This window comes from Nocardia sp. NPDC058499 (genome assembly GCF_042719915.1).
Lineage (GTDB): Bacteria > Actinomycetota > Actinomycetes > Mycobacteriales > Mycobacteriaceae > Nocardia.
Map to the genome: position 1 here is coordinate 157041 of NZ_JBHXMZ010000007.1, position 20519 is coordinate 177559.

Annotated in this window: 23 protein-coding genes, 1 tRNA gene and 1 pseudogene; 11 read left to right on the forward strand and 14 right to left on the reverse strand. The window is 65.3% G+C overall.

Annotation, left to right across the window (positions count from 1 at the left end; translation table 11 throughout):
- Nucleotides 1-120: 120 nt before the first annotated feature.
- Nucleotides 121-918, forward strand: a complete 798-nt coding sequence (locus ACFWPH_RS22060; protein WP_378753856.1) for an AraC family transcriptional regulator — start codon at nt 121-123, stop codon at nt 916-918.
- A 318-nt stretch (nt 919-1236) separates the two neighbouring features.
- Here ACFWPH_RS22060 and ACFWPH_RS22065 read toward each other — a convergent pair whose 3' ends face one another.
- Genes ACFWPH_RS22065 through ACFWPH_RS22080 form a run of 4 tightly spaced genes read right to left on the reverse strand, consistent with a single transcriptional unit; the run spans nt 1237 to nt 3094 of the window.
- Nucleotides 1237-1491, reverse strand: a complete 255-nt coding sequence (locus ACFWPH_RS22065) for a hypothetical protein (protein ID WP_378753858.1) — start codon at nt 1489-1491, stop codon at nt 1237-1239.
- Between the two features lie 11 nt (nt 1492-1502).
- A complete protein-coding gene (locus tag ACFWPH_RS22070; RefSeq protein ID WP_378753860.1) occupies nt 1503-1691 on the reverse strand; it encodes a rubredoxin in 189 nt (62 codons plus the stop codon).
- Nucleotides 1692-1706: 15 nt separating this feature from the next.
- Nucleotides 1707-1871, reverse strand: coding sequence for a rubredoxin (locus ACFWPH_RS22075; RefSeq protein WP_378753862.1), 165 nt, complete (start codon nt 1869-1871; stop codon nt 1707-1709).
- Nucleotides 1871-3094: an alkane 1-monooxygenase gene (locus tag ACFWPH_RS22080; RefSeq protein ID WP_378753864.1), complete on the reverse strand. Its 1224-nt coding sequence runs from the start codon at nt 3092-3094 to the stop codon at nt 1871-1873. The genes ACFWPH_RS22075 and ACFWPH_RS22080 overlap by 1 nt, the downstream gene beginning before the upstream one ends.
- A 161-nt stretch (nt 3095-3255) precedes the next feature.
- Here ACFWPH_RS22080 and ACFWPH_RS22085 point away from each other — a divergent pair, with 161 nt between their 5' ends.
- Both ACFWPH_RS22085 and ACFWPH_RS22090 read left to right on the forward strand, forming a co-directional pair.
- On the forward strand, nt 3256-3861 hold the full coding sequence (locus ACFWPH_RS22085) for a TetR family transcriptional regulator (protein WP_378753866.1): 606 nt from the start codon (nt 3256-3258) through the stop codon (nt 3859-3861).
- 112 nt (nt 3862-3973) lie between these two features.
- Complete coding sequence (locus tag ACFWPH_RS22090; RefSeq protein ID WP_378753868.1) at nt 3974-4861, forward strand: NmrA family NAD(P)-binding protein; 888 nt, start codon at nt 3974-3976, stop codon at nt 4859-4861.
- A gap of 163 nt (nt 4862-5024) precedes the next feature.
- Here the strand turns inward: ACFWPH_RS22090 and ACFWPH_RS22095 are convergent, their stop codons facing one another.
- Genes ACFWPH_RS22095 through ACFWPH_RS22135 form a run of 9 tightly spaced genes read right to left on the reverse strand, consistent with a single transcriptional unit; the run spans nt 5025 to nt 13631 of the window.
- A complete protein-coding gene (locus ACFWPH_RS22095; RefSeq protein ID WP_378753870.1) occupies nt 5025-5630 on the reverse strand; it encodes a hypothetical protein in 606 nt (201 codons plus the stop codon).
- 41 nt (nt 5631-5671) lie between these two features.
- Entirely contained in the window at nt 5672-6640 is a 969-nt protein-coding gene (locus ACFWPH_RS22100) for an MlaD family protein (protein WP_378753872.1), read from the reverse strand.
- Nucleotides 6637-7731, reverse strand: coding sequence for an MlaD family protein (locus tag ACFWPH_RS22105; protein WP_378753874.1), 1095 nt, complete (start codon nt 7729-7731; stop codon nt 6637-6639). The genes ACFWPH_RS22100 and ACFWPH_RS22105 overlap by 4 nt, the downstream gene beginning before the upstream one ends.
- A complete protein-coding gene (locus tag ACFWPH_RS22110) occupies nt 7728-8831 on the reverse strand; it encodes an MlaD family protein (RefSeq protein WP_378753876.1) in 1104 nt (367 codons plus the stop codon). The genes ACFWPH_RS22105 and ACFWPH_RS22110 overlap by 4 nt, the downstream gene beginning before the upstream one ends.
- Complete coding sequence (locus tag ACFWPH_RS22115) at nt 8831-9856, reverse strand: MlaD family protein (RefSeq protein WP_378753878.1); 1026 nt, start codon at nt 9854-9856, stop codon at nt 8831-8833. The genes ACFWPH_RS22110 and ACFWPH_RS22115 overlap by 1 nt, the downstream gene beginning before the upstream one ends.
- Nucleotides 9844-10848 carry an MlaD family protein gene (locus tag ACFWPH_RS22120; RefSeq protein WP_378753880.1) on the reverse strand — a complete coding sequence of 335 codons (1005 nt, stop codon included), beginning with the start codon at nt 10846-10848 and terminating at the stop codon, nt 9844-9846. The genes ACFWPH_RS22115 and ACFWPH_RS22120 overlap by 13 nt, the downstream gene beginning before the upstream one ends.
- Nucleotides 10848-11906: a hypothetical protein gene (locus tag ACFWPH_RS22125; RefSeq protein ID WP_378753882.1), complete on the reverse strand. Its 1059-nt coding sequence runs from the start codon at nt 11904-11906 to the stop codon at nt 10848-10850. Before ACFWPH_RS22125 ends, ACFWPH_RS22120 begins: the two co-directional genes overlap by 1 nt.
- 4 nt (nt 11907-11910) lie before the next feature.
- The gene (locus tag ACFWPH_RS22130) at nt 11911-12774 is read right to left on the reverse strand and encodes an ABC transporter permease (RefSeq protein ID WP_378753884.1); all 864 of its coding nucleotides are present in this window, start codon (nt 12772-12774) and stop codon (nt 11911-11913) included.
- Nucleotides 12774-13631: an MlaE family ABC transporter permease gene (locus ACFWPH_RS22135; protein WP_378753885.1), complete on the reverse strand. Its 858-nt coding sequence runs from the start codon at nt 13629-13631 to the stop codon at nt 12774-12776. The genes ACFWPH_RS22130 and ACFWPH_RS22135 overlap by 1 nt, the downstream gene beginning before the upstream one ends.
- A 344-nt stretch (nt 13632-13975) precedes the next feature.
- On the opposite strand from ACFWPH_RS22135, the gene ACFWPH_RS22140 reads away from it, so the two are divergent.
- From ACFWPH_RS22140 to ACFWPH_RS22175, 8 genes and pseudogenes are all read left to right on the forward strand, one after another.
- Entirely contained in the window at nt 13976-14557 is a 582-nt protein-coding gene (locus tag ACFWPH_RS22140) for a TetR/AcrR family transcriptional regulator (RefSeq protein ID WP_378753887.1), read from the forward strand.
- A gap of 78 nt (nt 14558-14635) precedes the next feature.
- Nucleotides 14636-15199, forward strand: coding sequence for a nuclear transport factor 2 family protein (locus tag ACFWPH_RS22145; protein WP_378753889.1), 564 nt, complete (start codon nt 14636-14638; stop codon nt 15197-15199).
- A gap of 8 nt (nt 15200-15207) precedes the next feature.
- The gene (locus ACFWPH_RS22150; RefSeq protein WP_378753891.1) at nt 15208-16203 is read left to right on the forward strand and encodes an oxidoreductase; all 996 of its coding nucleotides are present in this window, start codon (nt 15208-15210) and stop codon (nt 16201-16203) included.
- A 70-nt stretch (nt 16204-16273) separates the two neighbouring features.
- Entirely contained in the window at nt 16274-16420 is a 147-nt protein-coding gene (locus tag ACFWPH_RS22155; protein ID WP_378753893.1) for a DUF1059 domain-containing protein, read from the forward strand.
- Between the two features lie 31 nt (nt 16421-16451).
- Nucleotides 16452-17240: an enoyl-CoA hydratase/isomerase family protein gene (locus tag ACFWPH_RS22160; RefSeq protein ID WP_378753895.1), complete on the forward strand. Its 789-nt coding sequence runs from the start codon at nt 16452-16454 to the stop codon at nt 17238-17240.
- 25 nt (nt 17241-17265) lie between these two features.
- Nucleotides 17266-17448 (forward strand): annotated as a pseudogene (locus ACFWPH_RS22165) (acetyl-CoA C-acyltransferase); the annotation flags it as partial.
- Nucleotides 17449-17587: 139 nt separating this feature from the next.
- On the forward strand, nt 17588-18214 hold the full coding sequence (locus ACFWPH_RS22170; RefSeq protein ID WP_378753897.1) for a TetR/AcrR family transcriptional regulator: 627 nt from the start codon (nt 17588-17590) through the stop codon (nt 18212-18214).
- Nucleotides 18215-18560: 346 nt separating this feature from the next.
- Nucleotides 18561-18986: a hypothetical protein gene (locus ACFWPH_RS22175; protein WP_378753899.1), complete on the forward strand. Its 426-nt coding sequence runs from the start codon at nt 18561-18563 to the stop codon at nt 18984-18986.
- A gap of 1388 nt (nt 18987-20374) precedes the next feature.
- Here ACFWPH_RS22175 and ACFWPH_RS22180 read toward each other — a convergent pair.
- Nucleotides 20375-20459 (reverse strand) — tRNA-Leu (locus tag ACFWPH_RS22180).
- Nucleotides 20460-20519: the final 60 nt, after the last annotated feature.

Genomic DNA, 20519 nt, shown 5'->3' on the forward strand with positions numbered 1-20519 from the left:
GCACCAAATATGGTGATACGAAATGGTTTTCAGCACTCATCGACGCTATGTGCCGACAGGTGCTGGCCACAATACGCGGCGAGGCCGAATGGTATCGCGTTGAGGACATAAGCTGTCGTCATGCTCGACTCCACCCATTCCTTCGACCCGCCCGACGGGGGAGTGATCATCGTCGGGCAATTCCAGCTGACATCCGGAGAGTGGATCGCCGCCCACAGTCACACCCACCATCAGCTGGCGTGGACGCGTCGCGGGGTACTCGGCGTTGCCGTCGGCGATGCGTACTGGGTGCTGCCGCCGACCCGGGCGCTGTGGTTGCCGGCGGGAGTAGTGCACCGGACCGGCGCCACCCGTGACGCGGTGCTGTGCAGCCTCTATCTCGACCCGGCGCGATGCACGCTGGATTGGGCCGAGCCCACCGCGGTCGGCGTCGACACGCTGCTGGCCCAGTTGATCACCCATTTGACCCGCCGGGATCTCACCGCGGACGCGCGACTGCGCGCCGAGGCGGTCGTGCTGGATCTGCTGCACCCCGTACCGGCGCTGCCGATCGACGTGCCGGAGCCCGTGGACGAACGGGTACGCGCCGTGGCCGACGCCCTGATCGCCGACCCCGCGGACTCCCGCAGTCTCGAAGCGCACGCACATTCCATCGGAGTGAGCAGGCGGACTCTGACCAGACTCTTCGTTCGCGACACAGGGATGAGCTTCGACCGTTGGCGCACCCATATGCGGCTGCGCGCCGCCCTCCCGTTCCTCGCCGAGGGCTGCACGGTATCCCAGGCCGCGCATGCCGTGGGATACACGAGTGCCAGCGCGTTCCTCGCAGCGTTCCGCCGGACCGTCGGTACCACGCCCGGACGCTACCTCCAAACCCCTTGCGATCCTGGGGATCGGTTCCGGTCCGAGTTCAGCTGAGCCGAGCGCCGATACCGCTGGGCGTTGCCGCCGGCTTACGCGAGCATCCGTCGACGAATCCCGGCCTCGTCCGACGGCCGCCCGCCGGTTCGGGAACCACTGTGCTTCGACTCGTATCGCTGCGCACGCCGGGATGACGAGCAAGGTGCCGGCTGAGTCTCCGGTGGACCGAGAGGACGCGTTACCCGGCGCGGGAAATCCTGACTATATGCAGGCGGCAGCCGGCGTCGCCGGGATAGCGGCGTGAGGTGATGGTCACTGGTTGCCATCCGTCCCGTTCGACCTTCACGTCGATGCCGGATTTCGCGCAGTTCACCGTCAATTCGATGGCGGGACTCGCGGATTCAGTGTCCGCTGTGAGTGAAGTTGTTGCGTGGCGGCGAGACGTCCGGTCCGACGGGAGAGGAAATCGCCGAGCACCACCGCTGCCGCGGCGACGGTGATCACGAGAGGCAACTGCAGATGGCCGGTGCGGGCGAGCGCGCCGGCGGTCGGCATGAGGGTGAGGGTGGGGACGAACGCGCCGATCAGCAGGACGGACTCGGCCAGGAGGATCTGTGGTCGGGCCTCCACGATATGGGGGATCAGCGGGTGCGGCTGACCTCGACCATGAAGAAATCGGCTTTCGCGGCGCCGCAATCCGGGCACGACCAGTCTTCGGGGATATCTTCCCAGCGGGTGCCGGGCGCGATACCGTCCTCGGGCCAGCCGAGCTCCTCATCGTATTCGAAACCGCATTGCACGCACTGGTACAGCTTGTAGCCGGTGTTCATATCAATGTCCTTTCGTCACGGGTACGGGTCGAAATCGAGTTTTTCGCGGACTCCGCAGTCGGGACAGCACCATTCGTCGGGCACCGTCGACCAGGCGGTGCCTGCCGGGAAACCCTCGCGGGGTGCACCGATACTCTCGTCGTAGCGGTAATCGCAGACGGGGCAGGCGTATACGGCCATCAGCTCACGGCTCCGTAACGAGCCAGCACCTGGTTCCGTCTCCCGGGCTGGATGTTCACGCGGGTGATATCGCCGCGGTAGTGGTCCAGCACCCGGTGGTCCATCACCTTGCGCCACAGCGGCGGGAAGTACGCCAGGGTGATCATGCTGGCGTAGCCGCTCGGCAGGCTGGGGGCGCCGTCCATACTGCGCAGGGTCTGGTAGCGGCGGGTGGGGTTGGCGTGATGGTCGCTGTGCCGTTGCAGGTGGTAGAGAAAGATATTGGTGACGATATGGTCGGAGTTCCAGCTGTGCTCCGGGGTGCATCGTTCGTAACGGCCCGAAGCTGTCCGCAGGCGGAGCAGGCCGTAGTGCTCGAGATAGTTCACTGTTTCCAGCAGCGAGAATCCATACACTGCTTGGATCAGCAGGAACGGCAGCACACCCGGGCCGAATACCACCGCCAGCGCTCCCCACAGCACTACAGTCATCGCCCAGGCGTTGAGTACATCGTTGCGCAGGGTCCACGGTCCCTTGCCGGTGCGCTTCAACCGTGTGCGTTCCAGCGCCCAGGCCGAACGGAGACTGCCCCATACGCTGCGCGGCAGGAAGCGCCAGAAAGATTCGGCGAACCGCGCACTGGCCGGATCCTCCGGGGTGGCGACCCGTACGTGGTGGCCGCGGTTGTGTTCGATGTAGAAGTGCCCGTAGCCGGTCTGTGCCAGGGAGATCTTCGACAGCCGGCGTTCGAGCAGCTCCTTCTTGTGGCCGAGCTCGTGTGCGGTATTGATCCCTACCCCACCCATGACGCCCACACTCAGTGCCACCCCGATTTTCGACCACAGGCCGAGCCCGCCGTCGATACCGAGCCAGGACAGATCGGAGGCCGTCCACAGGTAGGCGGCGAATACCAGGCAGGCGAGTTGGAACGGAATGAAGGCGTACACGCAATAGCGGTAGTACCGGTCGTGCTCGAGCTGCTCCATCACCTCATCCGGTGGGTTCTGGCCGTCCGGCCCGAAGAACAGATCCAGCAGCGGTAACAGCACGTAGACCAGCAACGGTCCGATCCACCACCACACCGGTGCCACTGCCTGCCACCCCAGCGCGTTGAAGATCCACACCAGCGCGGCGGCTTGGCCCAGTGCCGTCGGCGCTACCAGACCGAACAACCATAAATACCGTTTGCGGTCGCGCCACTGCGCGCTCGCTGCGTCGCGCGATACCGGCTCGGACGTCGTCATCGTCGCCCACCTCACCCTTCCGAACGCGGGCGGCCGCACTTCCGGATCTCGCCGCCGGAACTCGACCGTTTACACTTTTTGAAGAAGTGTATTCATTACAGACATGCCTGGATCATTTGTCAATGATGGGACAGGGTCTCTCCTAATGTAGAGTCGTAACCGTGGCCGGAACGCCGAACTTTCAGAGCGAGATGCGCCTGCTGCTGCGGGCCCGCGTCATCGACACCGCGCGCCGGCTCGTCTGCACCGAGGGCTGGGGCGCGGTGAACATGTCGCGCGTGGCCAAGGAGGTCGGCGTGAGCCGCCCGGTGCTCTACAAGGAGATCGGCACCAAACAAGATCTGGCCGAAGTCGTTGTCGCCGCCGAACTCGAGACCTTCCTCGCGGGCATCACCGAAACCGTCGCCGGCGAACCGGAGGATCTACTCGCCGGGGTCACCGCCGCCGCGGAATTCACCCTGCGCACCGCAGCCGACAACACACTGTTGAAGGTGGTCCTGGCGGGCCGTTCCGGCGCCGACACCACCCTGCTCCCCACCTTGATGACCGAACCGGAACCGGTCCTGGGCCGCGCCTGCGCCGCGTTCACCGCCATCCTGCGTGACCGCTACGGCCTCGGGAATCTCACCGACGACGAATTCGGCACCCGAGTCGAAGCGATCGTCCGCCTGGTTCTGAGCCACCTGTTCCAGCCCACCGGGCCCATCGATCGCGCCGTCGCCCAGATCGCCATGGTATCCGGCACACTGCTCACCACGGAGTGCTGAGCACCGTTGCGGCGATCGCGGAGCGGGTGCCGGGGGAGAACGAACAGCAACTGGGCGAGAGCGTTTCGTGTATCCGGAACCGCGCCCGCGAAAGCGCAGAGGAGATCCTGTCGTGATTGTTTTGACGGGCCCCACCGGCAATGTGGGCGCCGAGGTCGCCCGGCTGATGGTGGAACGCGAGACCGCGTGGCCGTTCCGGATCGCGGCGCATTCGGTGGAGCGCACCCGTGCCCGGCTCGACGCACCGCAGGCGCCGGTGGTGGCGTTCGACTACGACGATCGGACGACATGGGGTCCAGTCCTCGACGGTGTGACCACGCTGTTCTTGCTGTTTCCCCTGCCGAGCCCGCGCACCGTGACAACTCGGATGAAACCGTTCATCGATGCGGCGGTCGCAGCCGGGTGCCGCCATATCGTGTACATATCGGTACCCGGCGCGGATCGGCAGAAGGTTGTTCCGCACTACGCGGTGGAACGCCATATCGAAGCATCGGGCGCGCACTACACATTCCTGCGCTGTGGGTTCTTCATGCAGAACCTGTGCCGCAAGGTCTCCACACACGGCGTGGACATCATGGACCGTGGTGAGCTTTTCATCCCCGGCGGCGACGGTGTCACGACGTTCCTGGATTCCCGCGATGTCGCCACAGTCGTGGTGCAGGTGCTGACCGACCCGTCACTCCACCGCGACCGCTCCTACACCCTCACCGGACCACAGCAACTCGACCTCGATTCGGCAGCGCGCCTGCTTTCCCGGGCATTGGACCGGCCGGTGCGCTACACCCGTCCGTCCTTGCCTCGCTTCTGGATTCGCATGTTCGGCCGCGGCGTGTCCTGGGACACCGTGCTTTTCATGACGATCGTCTACACGCTGACCCGGCTCGGTCGCAACGACACATCCACCGACCAGCTGCCCGAACTACTCGGACGCCCCGCCACCACGTTCGAGCGCTGGGCTCACGATTACCGGCCGGTCTTCGAGGCACGAGACTGGACCTGACCACGAACGCTGTTGCGAGCGCCGTGGCCGGCGCCGGCGTGCGATCCATACGTCCCGCACCTGGTGATCCGGGACCGATCGGCCCGGGTCACAGCGTCGATGAGCAGATCGGCGAACCTCCGCGGGTCGGCCAGCGCTCGGACCGATTGCTGCTCAGCATTTCTCATTCGGTGGGTAGCGCATTCTGCAGGCCGCCGACGTCGGTGATCTGCCAGTCCGCGTTGCGGTCGATGGTCAGAGAGTAGGTGACCGTGGTTTGTGCCCCGTCGGGGTTCTGCGCGCTGGTGGAGGTGACGTTGAGGTAGGCGTTGACCTTGTAGATACCACCGGATTCGGAGATGACGTCGGCGGACAGCGGTGTGGCCTGGGAGGTCCATTGCAGGGGGAGCAGGATCTGTTCGAGCTGCGGTGCGGTGGCGTCGAATTTCGCCGCCAGTTGGGGGCTGGTGCCCGCTTTGAGGCGGGCGATCCAGCCCTTGACGTCGCGGTAGTCGATGGTTGACGCGTCGACGGCGTACTTCGACGCGATATTTTCGGCGTGTTTCTCGTCGGCCGCAATCGCGTCCCGGTCCGACAGGGTGGAGCGCGCCGAAAAATACAGCCAGCCGAAAACGATCGACAGCGTCAGCAGGGTGGCCATCGCCAGCGCTGTCAGGACGGTCGGCAGCCGGATCGCCAAGGTGAGAGTTTTCCGTGTACCGCTATCGGTAGCCCGGGTGTCGGTGTCGGTGTCGGCCCGAGCCGGCTTCTCTTCTGTGGCAGCGGCCATTTTCTCCTCCTACGCGATCGAGCTCACCGGTATCCGGCGCGTTATTTGACGTGGATGCGGAAATGCAGCGTTCCGTCGGGATCGACACTCTGCAATGCCTGACCGATCAGCGCGCTGATATCGATATGCGGTGTGCGGTTCAGGGCATCGGTGACCACCGGCTGCAGTGCGGGTGCCAACGGCGCGAGGGACGGGCCGATTTCGTTCAGCAGGCCGGTCAGATTCTCGAGGAAGGGTACGAGCCCGTCGCCGGTGAAGTAGTTTTCCACCGGCTGTTTCTTCGACAGGACGGAGCCGTGTTCGACGATTTTGGTCAACGAGGTGCCGAACAGGCCGAGTTGTGGGCCGGCGGTGCTCAGCGAGGGGCCCAGCCAGTCCATGTTCGCGCCCATGGCCTGCATATCGGCGAACAGTTGGCGGATGGTTCCGGTGCGGCTGAGCAGGGTCGCGGCCAGCAGGTCGGAGGCGCGCTGCAAGGTCTGCATCGCCGGGTCGGTGCCCGCCAGCGCGGTATCGAAGGTGCCGACGAGGCTCGCGACCGCGTCGGGGTTCAACTGATTCAGCAGGTCCACAGCCCGCGTCGACAGGGCTGTGATGCTCATCGGCACTCGAATCTGTTCACCGGCGATGTCCTGCCCGTTCTCCAGGTACGGTCCGGAATCATCGGCCGCGCCGGCCTGTGTCGCGAATTCGATATAGGGCTCGCCGAGTGCGGAGAGCTGTTCGATGTGGATATCGCTGGACACGGGAATGCGGTAGCGCTGATCGATTTTCAGCTGGACGACCACGCCCGTTGGCTCGGTGCGCACCGCCTCCGCGTTGCCGACGGTCACCCCGTCGAGCAGCACCGGGGAATTCGGTCCGAGTCCACCGGAGGTGTCCAGGTGCAGGTCGGCAGTGAGGTACGACTTGCGGGGATCGAAGCCCAGGACGCCGACGGTCATGTAGACGACGCCGAAGACGAGTACCGCGGCAATCGCGAGCAGGGATATGCTCGGGCGCCCTTTCACCGGACCACCCCGATCATCCGCAGGGTGTCGAGAATACGGCCGGCCTGCTCATCCGGGCTCATGACGGGGCCGGCCGGCGGTGATGCCGCGTCGATACCGACCAGATCGACCTTCGGGCCGTTCTCGGCAAATGGGATGATCTTGTTCTGGAGCAGGTCCATCAGTTTCGCGAAATTGGCCGGCGAGCTCGTATCCAGCGGTGCACTGCCGAACAGCATGGGGACCACCGCGCGCGCGGCAGCGGTGGTCGAATCCAATACCGGGCCCAGCCATTTGGTGGACGGCGCGAACGGCCCCAGCGCGGTGAGCACGAAAATGACACCGATCTGGGCGTTCATCACGTCGGTGGTGTGCTGCACACCCTCCGGAGTGAGCAGCGGATCCCAGGTCCCGGCATTGTTCAGCAGACCCTCGTCGACGGTGGCTCGAATACCGCTGACCAGGGTGTGAATCGAGTCGGTATCGGCCGCGAGGGCGGCGAGATCGGTACCGAGGGTTTCGGCGATCTGCGCGGTGACGGCCGGTTCCTCGGGCATGATGCCGTTCACCTCGGAGACGATGTTCTGGATATCGGTGACGGCTCCGCTGCCGACGAAGGTCGCCAGTTGGGCGAGAATGTCCTCGATCGGCAGCTGCCGGCGGGTATCGGACAGCGGAATGGTGGAATCGGGGGCGATCTCGCCGCCGGCCGGTGTGGCGGGTTCGGTGAGTGCGATATGGATATCGCCGAGCGGTGTGGCCTGCCGTAGCTGGGCGGTGGTGCCCACGGGCAGCCGGACAGTGGTATCGACGGCGATATCGGCGATCACGTAACCGGGGCGGGCCGGTGCCGTCGCGGTGGCGGCGGCGGGGTGGACGAGGGTGACGTCCGTCAGTTGCCCGACCCGGACTCCGTCCGCGATCACCTTGGCCCCCTGCTGCAGATTGAGCACATCGGCGAACTCGATGCGCAGGTGGTAGGTGGGTCCGCCGACACCGGTGCCCGGCACGGGGATATCGGCCGGCTGGAAACCGCACGCCGTGGCCGATATCGCGAGGGTGGCGGCGCACAGGACCTGGGCGCAGAGCCGCCGGGGTGTCGACCGATTCATTTCGCGCCCACCGCCCCGAGGAGAACCGGCAGCGAAGGTACAGCGAGCGTACCGTCGCCGCCCGGGTGGCACTGTTGCCCGGAGACCGCGTGCAGGGCCGCGCAGATCTGATCGGCCTGCGGCTGTGGCAGGGCGAGTTTCGGTGCGGCGTAACCGAGTGTGAGTTGTCCGGTGGCGGGATCGATCGCGCTGGTGAAGCCGGTGGCGATGGCCGGTGTCATGCCGATGATGTCGGTGAGGGTGCCGACGCCGGAAGCGAGCTGTTGCGGTAAGTCGGGCATTTCGCGCACGGCGCGTAGTGCGGGGGATCCGAACTCCATGATCACCTCGTTCAGTGCGGGCAGCAGGTCGGCGAGGGCGGCGACGAGATCGATCACCGGCGGGAACGCCAGCGTGTTGATATCGCTGAAGGTCTGGGTGAGCTGCGGAACGATGACCTCGAGATCCGACCAGCCGTTGTTGGCCCGGTGAGCCAGATTACTCACGCTGTCGAGTAGCCGGCCGAGATTTCCGATAGCGGCCTCTGGGGAGTCCACTGCCCTGCTCAGTTGCAGGATCAGTGCGTTGATCTGCTGACCGGTACCGGCGGTCGCGCGGTCGAGCGCATCGATGCCCTCGGCGAGGGCGGTGCGCTGGGCCGGGTTCTGCGCGGAATTGAGTTGGTCGGACAATGTCGCCAATGCGTCGAAGGTTTCCGAAAGACTTTGGGGAGTAAGGGTGTTGGTGATGCACTGGCTCGGATCCCACGCGGGCCCGTCCGGTTCCGGCCCGATGAGCGCGAGATTCCGGTCCGCGACAATGGTGTTGCTCACCGTCACGGCACCGACATCCGGTGGTAGCTCGCGGTCGGCGCGAACGGTGAAATGCACCCGGGAAACGCCGTTGACGGGCTCGACACGAGTGATCGTGCCCACCTGAACGCCCATGACGGTGACCGCGCTGTCTTCGTACAGGCCGATACTGTCGGGCATATCCGCGCAGTAACTGCGGGCATCGGGTGTGGGATCGACCAGTGACAGCCCGAGCCCCGCCGTGATGACCAGGACAACCACGACCGCGGCCGACATGAGCCCGCGAGATCCGAGGATTCTGTTCAGCATCAACAGCCACCTCCCGGCAGCGGCACACAGATTCCGGTGACGGTTGCGCTTGATTGGTCCACCGATATCCCGCCCTCGGGCGGCATCAGGGGCAGCAGGCGTTGTTGGAAAGTGCGCAGGGAATCGAGGAGCGTGCCCATACGCTCGCCGAGTCCCTGGAGTTTCGGGATCGCGTCGGCCAGCGGCTGCGCCGGCTCGCGCAGTGACTCGTCCCAGGCCCGGCCGAGCGGCGCAAGCGACTCCACGAGCTGCGCCAAGCCGTGCAGTGCCCAGCTGAGCTGTTCCCGGTTGTTGGCGACGATGTTCTCGAGGGTCCCGAACGTTGTCATCAACTGCGCGAGGACATCGGAGTTCTCGTTCAGCGCCGCGAGGTATTCATCGCTGAGTGATAAGGCCTGGGAGATATCGGCGTTCTGTTTCTCCATGATGGCGACGATGTCGCCGGCGGCCTGGATCGCGGAGCGAACTGCGTCGGGGCTCTGGTCGATCGACCCGGACAGGGCGGCGAGGTTCTGGCGCAGAACATTCCCGTCGGTGCGCCGGACGGGGTCGATGGCGTCCTGGAAGGTCTGGGTCAGGCTGTAGGGGAGCATCACGCGCTGTGCGGGAATCACCTGGTCACCGAGCGGGGCCGCGCCGGCCGGTTGGACGGCCAGATAGTATCCGCCGACCAGCGTCAGCATGCGGACGGCGAGCGTGGTCTGATCGCCGACGGGCACCTCGTTGTCGACGGTGAAGCTCATCCGCACCCGGTCCGGAAGTAATTCGAGGGATTGCACCTTTCCGACCGGGATACCCGCGACTCGGACATCGTCGCCGGTGCGGATCGTGCCCGCTTCGGCGATATCGGCGGAATAGGTTCGGGCCGGGGAAGTACCGACGACGTTGATCGCGCCGATGGCGGCGACGAGTACCAACGCCCCGATGATTCCCGCGACACCCCAGCGCAGTTCCCGGCCCCGTTCGGTCCGGCTCACCCACAATGCGCGCCATGCGGAGCGCAGCCGTGCCGCTACCGCTGACATAGCGTGACCCCCTGCCCCGCGATGAGCAACTGCAGCGGCTCCGGCGCGACGGCAACGCCTTGTGAGCAGGTGATTTCCGCCTCCGGTCCGGTCGGTGGGGTGGCCGATGCCATGGCCTGGATCAGGCCGGGTAACCTCCCGAAAACCTCGGCGGCCTGGCCCGGGGCCGGAAGCACCCGGCGCAGGAGAGCATCGAGATCCTTGTTCTCCTCGCCGGTGACTCCCAAAACCTGCAACAGATCCAGCAGCGGGCGCAGCATGGGCGGAATCTCCATCGCGAATTGGACCAGTCCGGGTAGCTCGTCGGTGATGGTGACGAACAGCTGCGTCAGATTGGTCATCAATTTCATCGCATTACCGGACTTTCCGGCCATATGCTCGGACACCTGCGCGAAATTGCGGACCAGGATCGACAACACGTGCTGACGATCGGAGGCCAGCCGGCTCAACTTGTCGATGGCCCCGAGCGCCGGGCCGATACCGTTACCGTCACCCTGGACGACAGCCAGCATGCTGTTCGCGAACTGGTTCACGTCGTCGGGCGACATCTGCGCCAGCACCGGTTGCAGGCCGTTGAACAGCGTCGTGATATCGAACGCCGGAACGGTGTGAGCGGTGTCGAACTCCGAACCCGGGGCGCGGATGGCGCCCGGCCGGTCCGGTTGCCGGACCTCGAGATAGCGGAACCCGGTGAGGTTCTGATAGCGAACGGCGACTGTGCTTTCGGTGTACAAGGGGTGATCGGTGTCCACGGTGAAATCCACCCGGGCGAGCGTGCCGTCCAGTTCGACCGCGCCGACCTCCCCGATGGCAACACCGTTGATCCGGACGTCGTCACCGGACCGCAGCCCGTTCGCATCGGTGAAGACCGCGGTGTACGTCTCTGTGTGACCGGCGATCGGTCGTTCGATCAGCCGGAGTACGCCGACGAAGACGACAGCCATGGCGAGGACCGAAACGGCGATCCGGATCCACAACGAACGAGTGGACATCAGCGACCCTCCCCGCCGAGCAGGTTCCCGAACAGCGCCGACAACGGTGCGGCCAACCCGGGGACGCCGGTGAGGTCGACCCGGGCCTTCAGCACCGGACCTTCCGGGGAATCGCGGAAGGCGTCATCGAGCCGTGCGAGCAACTCGGTCAACTCACCTTCGGAACGCTGCGGTGTGCCGACCGACGACGCCACCCGGTCGAGGATTGTGACGGCAATCGGCATGAACCCGCCGAAATGCTGTTGCGCGGCGTAGAGCGTATCGGTAGCGACCGGCAGCATCGGATCTTGCACCTGGCCGAACATCGCCGAGAAACGCTCGATATCCGCGCTCGTCTGCAACTGCTGATTCGTCAGATCCGAATACAACAGCTCCGCCGCGCCGTCGAGCAGTGCCGGCACACCGGCCAGGGCCGAACCATACCGGTCGAACAGGAACGGTAGCGGCAGCTGCCGAGTATCGGTGTACGCGCGGGCGGTGGTGCCGATCGCCTGGAGTAGCGGTGTGAAGGCGCTGATGTCGTGTGACATCGTACGGAGCAGCCGGCTGAGTTCCGGAGTCAGCACCTGGTCGGTGAGCTGACCGGTGGATTCCAGCAGGGCGGTGAGAGTGGCGTCGCGGATACGGCCGGAATCGCGGTCGCCGAGGTCGACGGTCGAACCGTCGCGCAACACGTCGCCGCCACCGGCCGAATTCAATTGCAGTGCAGTGATACCGAACAGGTTGCCGGGCGCGTAGTCGACGGTCAGCGCATCGGTCAGGCCGAACAGTTGCGACTGCGACAGATTCAACCCGATTTCCTGCCGGCCCGGTCCGATGACGGCGACCGAGGCGACGGAGCCGACGCGCACCCCGTCGAGCCGGACATCGGTGCCGGGGGCGACACCGACGCCGACCCGGTGGGTGAGCAGGGAGACCCGGATTTCGTCGGGTGGCCGGCTGTCCGGAATCAAGCGCGTGATGACGACGGTCGCCACGATGAGGACGACCGCGCCGATACCGAGGATGCGGGCGCGCAGTGGTCCGACTTCGGTGCCGGGCAGGGCATAGGCTGGCATGGGGTCACCCGGTGAACGTGATGGGGGACTGGAATCCCCAGAGAACGATGGTCGTGAGCATGTCGAGGGCGATGATCGAGACCAGGCTGGCGCGGACGGCCCGGCCGGAGGCAACGCCGACTCCCTCCGGTCCGCCGGTCGCGAAGAATCCCTGATAGCAGTGGATGAGCACCACCGCAAGGGCGAATACCATCACCTTGATGGTGGCCGCGATGACGTCCCAGCCCAGGACGAACTGGTCGAAGTAGTGGTCGTAGGTGCCGGCCGGGGTGCCGTGAATAGTGGTCACGATGAACGCGCACGATAAGTAGCTGAGTATGAGCGCGACCACGAAAGCCGGGGCGATCGAGATGATTCCGGCGATCATCCGCGTCGTGACGACGAACGGCACCGACCGCACACCGAGTGATTCGAGCGCGTCGATCTCCTCGGAGATACGCATCGATCCGATCTCCGCAGTCATCCGGCACCCGACCTGAGCGGCGAACCCCACTCCGGCCGCAATGGGTGCCAGCTCGCGGGTTACACCGAAGGCCGAGATCAGGCCACTGAGCTGCCCGAGAGACAGCAGGTTCAGCGCGCTGTAGGCCTCGATTCCGATCGAGGCACCCATCGCGGCGCCCATGAGCAGCATCAGCGGCACCACGCCACCACCGATGATCACCGAACCGCGGCCCCAGGTCATATCGGAGATCACCGCAACCGTCTGTCGCCGGTAGTGCACCAGCGTGTACGGCACCGAGGACAGCACCTGCCACACGAATCCGAGGGCGAACCCGATCGACTCGATCCTGCCCATCACGCCGACCCGGCGCCGGATGTGGTTCAACTTGCGTAAACCGAACGGGGCATACGAAGTCGCCGCCATCAGGCCATCCTCACGGGGAAGAACATGGTCACCACCTGGGTGATGGCGGTGTTCAGGACCATCACCGCCGCAATCGACATGACGACCGCGGCATTGACACCGTCGGCGACACCCCGCGGCCCGCCCTTGGCCTCCAGTCCCCGCTGGCAGGCGATGACGACGACCAGGAAACCGAAGATCAGCGATTTGACCAGCGACACCCAGACATCGAGTGTGGTGGTGAAGGCGCCGAACGACTGCCAGTAACTACCCGGGGTGACATCGAGTGCGGTGACCGCGACGGCGAAGCCGGACACGATACCGACGGCAATGATCAGGATATTGAGCAGCGGCGCGATCAGTAGCATTGCCGCGATCCGCGGAACGATCAGGCGCTGCACCGGGTCGATACCCATCACGCGCATGGCATCGACTTCTTCCCGGATGGTCCGGGCACCCAGGTCGGATGCGATCGCGGCAGCGCCGGCCCCGCCCAGCATCATCGCGGTAGCCAGGGGCGCGCCCTGTTTGATCACCCCGAGCCCGCCGGCGGCGCCGATCATCGAATCGGCGCCGAGTTCGGACACGATATTGCCGACCTGGGTGGACACGATCACTCCGAACGGAATCGCCATCAGCACACTCGGCACGGCGGTCACGGTGATCAGGAACCATGCTTGCCTGAGCGTTTCGTGCGTCTGGAACCGCATCCGCACCGCGTCGGCGACACCGATCCGGGCCGCCTGACACCCCATCCGTAACGCGCGGCCGAGAGTGGCGAGGCTGGACAGCACGGTATCGGAGAAGTTCCGGCCCAGTACTGCTGCCGCTGTAGGCGGTGCCGGTTCGGGGGGTGTATCCAGCTGAGTGGTCGACATTGAACCTCCGCGTATTCGCCGGCAGAACGTAACATATGGCCTGGACCACATTCCAGACATGAATCCAGAAACGTGCTCGGTTTTGTGGCGGCAGGTCCGTTATCGGGCTACGCAGTCGCCGTCACCGTCGCCGGAAGGGTCGAGGAACCATTCGGCGACGGTCATGGCGGGCAACTGATAGCCAGCGTCTATGGGGAGCGGGGTGTGGCTCGGGGGCCGGCGGCCGGTGCCGTGACATGGTGTGCGCCCGCGTGACCCGAGATCGCCACGCCTGTGACTCGCGCCGGCATCGGGGCGACGGCAGCACTTGCGGTTTACAGGTGTCAAGCCTACCGTAAAACGGTATGACGGAGGCCACGGAAACCGCTCTTCCCGGTCGGCGGGCGTTGGCGGGGCGATCACCGGAAACGGTGGATCGGCTGCTCGAGGCCGGGCTGGAGGTGTTGCGCGAGCGGGGCTACGACCAGCTGAGCATGCGTGAGGTGTGCCGCCGCGCGGAACTCACCCACGCCACGGCCTATGGCTATTTCTCCGCCAAACAGCACCTGATCGCGGAGGCGTACCGGCGCCATATCGAACAGTGGTGCCGGCAGCCGGTTACCGGTGACACCCCCATCGCACGGCTTTCGCAGATCTTCACCGAACTGGGTGCGCTCATGGCCGCCGAGCCCGAACTCGGCACCGCGGCTTCGGCTGCGGTGTTGAGTCGCGACCCTGATGTCGGCCTGATCCGCGACCGGATCGGGTTGGCCATGGTGGAGCGCTTACGGGTCGCGGTCGGTGAGTCCTATAGCGACAAGGTGCTCGACGCCCTCAATATCGCGGTGAGCGGTGCCATGATCCAAGCCGGGATGAACTACTACACCTACGAGGAGATGGCCGAACGGCTGACCTCGGTGGCCGGCCTGCTCTTGCGCGGCCGGTAGCAGCCGCAGCAGACGCAGTCATCGAAGACTCCAACATTCGCAACCCGCACCTGACGGTGTGTATGGAAGGAAGAAACAGTGAGTTTCAAACGCAAAGAACTCGAAGAGTTCTGGCAGAGCTGGCTCGATATCAATCGCCGCGCCCAGGAACTCGGCGACTGGACGGTGATGGCCGGACACTACACCGAAGACGCCACCTACGGATGGTCGTATTCGGCGAACCAGCATTTCATGGCCAACGGCCGCAACGAGATCCGCGATCTCGCACTCGGCACCGAGATGCTGGGTTTCCAGGGCTGGGTATACCCGTACCAGTCGGCGGTCATCGACGACGAGAACGGTCAGGTCGTCGGGTTCTGGCGCCAGCGAAGCACCTTCACCGGCCCCGATGGGGAAATCTATGAGATCCCGGGCCTGGGCTGCAGTTGGTTCCAGTACGACGGGCGCGGCGCATGGTCGTGGCAGCGCGATATCTTCGACGCCCAGATCGCCGCTTCCACCATCGGCCGGATGTTCAAGGACAAAACCAATACCCCAGAACTCGATCAGCGAGTCGCGGCCGCGGCCGCGCCGCAACCGGGCCACTACCCGCTCGACGAGATCAGCGCGCCGCTGTGGCCGGTGCCGCTGATCACCCACTGAGGGCTGCGGTGAGCTCTGGGCCGAGATCGGACTGGTTACCGGCGCAGGCCGGTGACCAGTCCGGGCGCGTGGCGGTGGTGACCGGCGCCAATACCGGGATCGGGTTCGAGATCGCCCGCGACCTGGCAGGCCTGCACGCCACCGTCGTGCTGGCCTGCCGCAATCACCTCGCGGCCGAATCCGCGGTACAGCAGATCACCGCTACGCACCCGCACGCAGATCTGCACACAGTGCAGCTGGACCTCGGCAGCCTGGAATCGATCACTGCGGCGGCCGGTCACATGCGTGTGCGGTGGCCGGTGATCGATCTGCTGATCAACAACGCCGGAGTCATGGCCGCAACCCGTGGCCGTACCAGTGACGGGTTCGAAACCGACTTCGGCACCAACTTCCTCGGTCATTTCGCGCTCACCGCGCAACTGGTCGACGTCATCGACGCCGCGACGGCTGGGCGGATCGTCACCGTCAGCAGCATCACTCACCGGCGCCGGGCGGCGACAGTCGATTTCGCCGACCCCCACTACGCCGGTGGCGAATTCGTTCCTGACCTCGCCTACGCGCGGTCGAAAATGGCGGGAATGGTGTTCATGGTGGAACTGCAGCGTCGCCTGGCCGCCGCGGGATCGCCGGCGCTGTCGGTGGCCGCGCACCCCGGCGGGGTCCGCACCAATATCCTGCACCACCGCAGCCGGCTGATGCAGCTGGTCTACAGCCCCCGGCTGGCGTGGGCCACTGGATGGTTCACGCAGAGCCCCGCCGAAGGCGCCCTGCCGGTCCTGCGCGCCGCCTTGGACCCCGCCGTGGCGGGCGGTGAATTCTTCGGGCCGGGCGGACGTGGCGAGCTGGTGGGGCCGCCGGTGCCGGTCGCCGTCTCGCGTCGCGCGCTCGACCCGGAAACAGGGCAACGGCTCTGGGATATGGCGCAGGAGATGACCGGCGTGCCGTTCCGGATCCCGGCCGCCCCGAATGAACCCGCGGCCGGCAAGCGACAGGGGCCGGAGTGAGTTACCGCGCAGAAAAACTCCGATACCGAGCGGTTTCGCGACCCTGATCCACCAACGGAGGGAACCTGATATGAAAACACGATTGAGCTGCCCCTGCGGTGAATACATCACCGGCAAAGACGAAGACGACCTCGTCGAAAAGACCCAGAAGCACCTGCATGAACACCATCCCGGCCACGACTACAGCCGAGACGAGATTCTCTTCATCGCCTACTGACGCCCCCGTCTCCTATCAGCAGGGAAGTAACATGGTGCTGCGCATTGCGGACAGCAACCGAGTCCGCGAACTCACCTTCGACCGGCCCGAAGCGCTCAATGCCTTCAACGAGGCCCTCTATGATGCCACCACCCGCGCCCTGCGCGACGCGGCCGCCGACCCGACCGTGGCCGTTGTGTTGCTGACGGGCACCGGACGGGCCTTCACCGCCGGCACCGATCTGCACGAAATGGCCCAGCGCGCCTCTGGCGCAGACGATTTCACGCCGGGCGAGTTCGGGTTTCCGGGACTGCTGGACACCCTCGCCGAGTTCCCCAAGCCGCTGATCTGCGCAGTCAACGGTCTCGGTCTCGGATTGGGAGCCACCATCCTCGGGTTCGCCGATCTGGCGTTCATGTCGACCACCGCTCGCCTGAAGTGCCCGTTCACCAGTCTCGGAGTCGCGCCGGAAGCCGCATCGTCCTATCTGCTACCTCGGTTGGTCGGGCGTCAGAACGCCGCCTGGATGCTGATGTCCTCCGAATGGATCGACGCCACCACGGCGCAGGCGATGGGGCTCGTCTTCGCGACCTGCGAACCCGAGGACCTGATCGCTACTGCCCGCAGTCACGCCGAACAACTCGCTGCCCAACCCATCTCCAGTCTTATCGCGGTCAAGAAGACCATGACCGAACCACTGCGTGCCGAGATCGCCGCGGCCCGGAGCCGGGAGAACAAGTGCTTCCTCGACCTCATGGGCGGTCCCGCCAACCTCGAAGCGCTCAACGCATTCGCCCAAGGACGTAGCCCCGATTTCACCACCTTGCCCGAAGGCTGGTGACCCCGGTGAGTAGGAGTTGAAGGACATGGTCGAACCCGTGATCGTCCGGGCGGTCCGAACAGCCATCGGAAGATCGTTCAAGGGCACGCTCAGCGACATTCCGCCCGAGGCATTGGCTACGGCGGTCCTTCCGGAGGTGCTGAGCCGGGCCCGGCTCGACCCGGCGGTCGTGGACGATGTGATCCTGGCCGAAGCCCACTACACCGGTAGATTGACCTCGACCCGCGAATTGCGCCGCCGTGGAGGCGGTATCGGTGTCGCCGCCATGTGCGCGGGCGGCCGCCAGGGCGGTGCGGTCGTCATCGAAGCCTGACCGTGGCCAAGCGACCCCGAATGTATTGAGAGATATGGTCTCATCACATCAGAAAGCGATCTCCAGTGTGAACGTCGGTGACGCCCGGTCGGGGCAGCGCCCCCGCCGGCGCGCGGCAATGGTCTCGGCGACTCTGAACGTTGTCATGGAAGGTGATGGAGAAGCGGTCCTGGTCCGCGAGATCGCCGACCGCGCCGGCGTCGCGGTCGGGACCGTGTACAACTACTTCGGCTCCAAGCATCAGCTGCTGTCCGCGGTGGCAGCGGCTCTCATGCGTCCGAGCCTCGACGGCCTCGCCGCAGAACTCCGCAGCGTCGACGACATCCCGCGAAAGCTGAGTCATGTCGTTGCGGAACTGCTGGCCGGTGCCTGCGCATACCGGCCCCTGGCTGTGGCCTTGCTGCGCGCGCACGCCTCCGCGGACGCTACCGTCTGCGAGTTCGACGAATTCGAGGATCTCCGGCGACGGATCGCGAGGGTCTTCACGCATTGTGTGACGTGCAGTGTGCCAACCCGCCGTGAGCGGGAGATCGGCGATCTGCTGTTCGACGTCTGGGCTACGAATATGTCCGCATTACTCAACGGTCGGACAACCGAGGAGGGTGTAAGTCGACGAGTCTTGTCAGCAGGGGTGCTGCTGGGCCGCCCAGCGTTCTGCTGAACCGAGGATGTCGCGACCGGTCGCGCTGGAGTCATGGTGAAATCACCCCGGGCGCGGCGCGGCCAAATGACGGAAATTCGTGCCGGAGTGGTGCGCGAGGGGGGACTTGTACCCCTCAGTGCGGCAGATTTACCGATTCGGTGTGTTCGATCACATCGAACGGTAGGTGATGTTGATCGAGAGGATCAAGCGCTGGTTTGCGGTGGTGGACGGTGGAAGTAGCGTGGGTCGCAGGGTCGAGAACCCGCCTCTGAACAACTTCGAATTTGCCGGACCCCTTTGGGTTTCATAGGCTGACCCTCGATTTCGAGCAGGCGACATATCAGCAGGGGAAGTGGGGGACACCGTGAACTACATTCAGCCACCCAACGATGCCGCGTGGCAGCGCCCGGACCCGGCCAATGCGGCAGGGCCGAACCAGGGCAATACAGGGCCGGATCAGGCCGAGAAGGCAAGAAAGCTGGCATCTCGCGGTTCGTGGCTTCGCCCGCTGGGCGGCATTGCACTCCTCTTCGGCGGAATCCTTTTCATGATCGGTTACACGGCCGACCCCGAGGCAGGGCCCACCTGCAACAGCACCAAAATGGAGCGCGGCGACACCTGCGTAGAGATCAAGGGCGAGTCGAGGACCGAACTTTCCTACGACGACGTCAAAGCGGAACAGGAAAGCGACCAGAGCAAGATGTACTGGGCTGCACCCCTTGCCGTCGCCGGCGGCGGTACCTTGATCTATGGTTTCGTGCTGCGGGTGCGCTACGGCAAGGGGGCCTGACCTCCGGCACCGGCCGAGTCTCCGGTGGACCGAGCGGACGCATTACTCGGCGCGGGAAATCCTGACCATATGCAGGCGGCTGCCAGGCCAGCATGCGAGCCGCACCGCGAGTGACCAGTTCAGCACCCCGGAGTCGATGCGACCACCGGATTCAGGCCGACTTCAATCGGTCCAACAACCCGGTGTCTATTGATTTCCGTGACGAGGGCGTCGGAGCTTTGCGCGCGATCGCGGATGCCACCGACACGCCTATCGGTTTCTTCTCGTCAGTGCAGCCGTCCACTGTATTGCTGGATTCGTTGCGGTTCCGCAAGCGTTCGACGGCGAGCAAGTGCTGACCAGACGAGTTCAGACCTTCTTCGCCGAGAGCTATCGGGTGAACGAGTGCCTGCTCGAGAGTCAGAGTTCTCCGACTCCGCCGCTGTCTTACGCTGTTGCCGGACGGTGCTTCCTCGCGACGCTCATCCGCGGCGCCGCTACTGCTCGCCGGCGTGTGTTGCCCGCGCATACCGGGTCCGTAAACGGTTCGGCAGTGCGTATGAGCACGTCCTGTCCGGCGGACAGCCCGGCTGACGCGGGCCCGACATCGACCAGATCGTCATCGCCGAAGGACAGTTGCCGGTCGGCAAGAAAGTTCCCCGGCGACCGCAACCCGCACCCGAGCGGCCATTGCACCGGTCCTCGCAGCAATTGCTGCCACCGGCGCCGGAACCTGCCCTCACCGCGCCACTGCAACCGCGCACCGTGATCCCGGTGATGAACCGTTTCGGAGACCTCGAGCGCGGCTCAACTGCTGCTATTCCGGCGTCTGCCATGACGGAACGTTCTGTGCCGGTGCGCATCCCCGTAGCCGCGCGGAAGCCGGCCGCAGCGTTCATGTCATGTCCTCGATGAGGAGCAGCTGGACTGTAGGAACGTGTGTTGCGCCCAGGGCGGGTAGATCAGCGCGGGCTGATGCTCGGGCACGGCGGCCAGGAGCAGGGCATCGCCTGGGGTGATGCCCGTGGCGTGGCGGAGGTCGGCGGGCAGCCGTATGTGGCCCGGGGTGGAGATGGTGTGGCGGTTGTGTCCGGCAGGGTCGGTCCGGGCGTGATCGCTGATCAGGAGCCAACACTGGAGAAGCGCTGCTCGTGAGCCGGCGGTGCCAAGGTCTGGGTGCGGTGTCTACACAGTCGGGCCGGCAACGGGAGCACCGTGGAAGTTGCTGGTCGCGCGCTCCTGAGGCGCGGTGCACGTGGGATGGGCACTCGCGCACGTGGCACGGAGTGGAAGAGAGGTGTCTCTAACACCTCAACCGTCATCTATGACAGGAAAACGGGCGGAAACGGTGTGTTCGAGGGGGCTCGAGCACGAATTTCTGTCATAAATGACGGAAATTCGTGCCGGAGTGGTGCGCGAGGGGGGACTTGAACCCCCACGTCCGTGGACACCAGAACCTAAATCTGGCGCGTCTGCCAATTCCGCCACTCGCGCGTGATGGTACGACCGTCCAAACTCTACCGGGCCGGGGCGTGATCGCGAAGACGTGGGCCG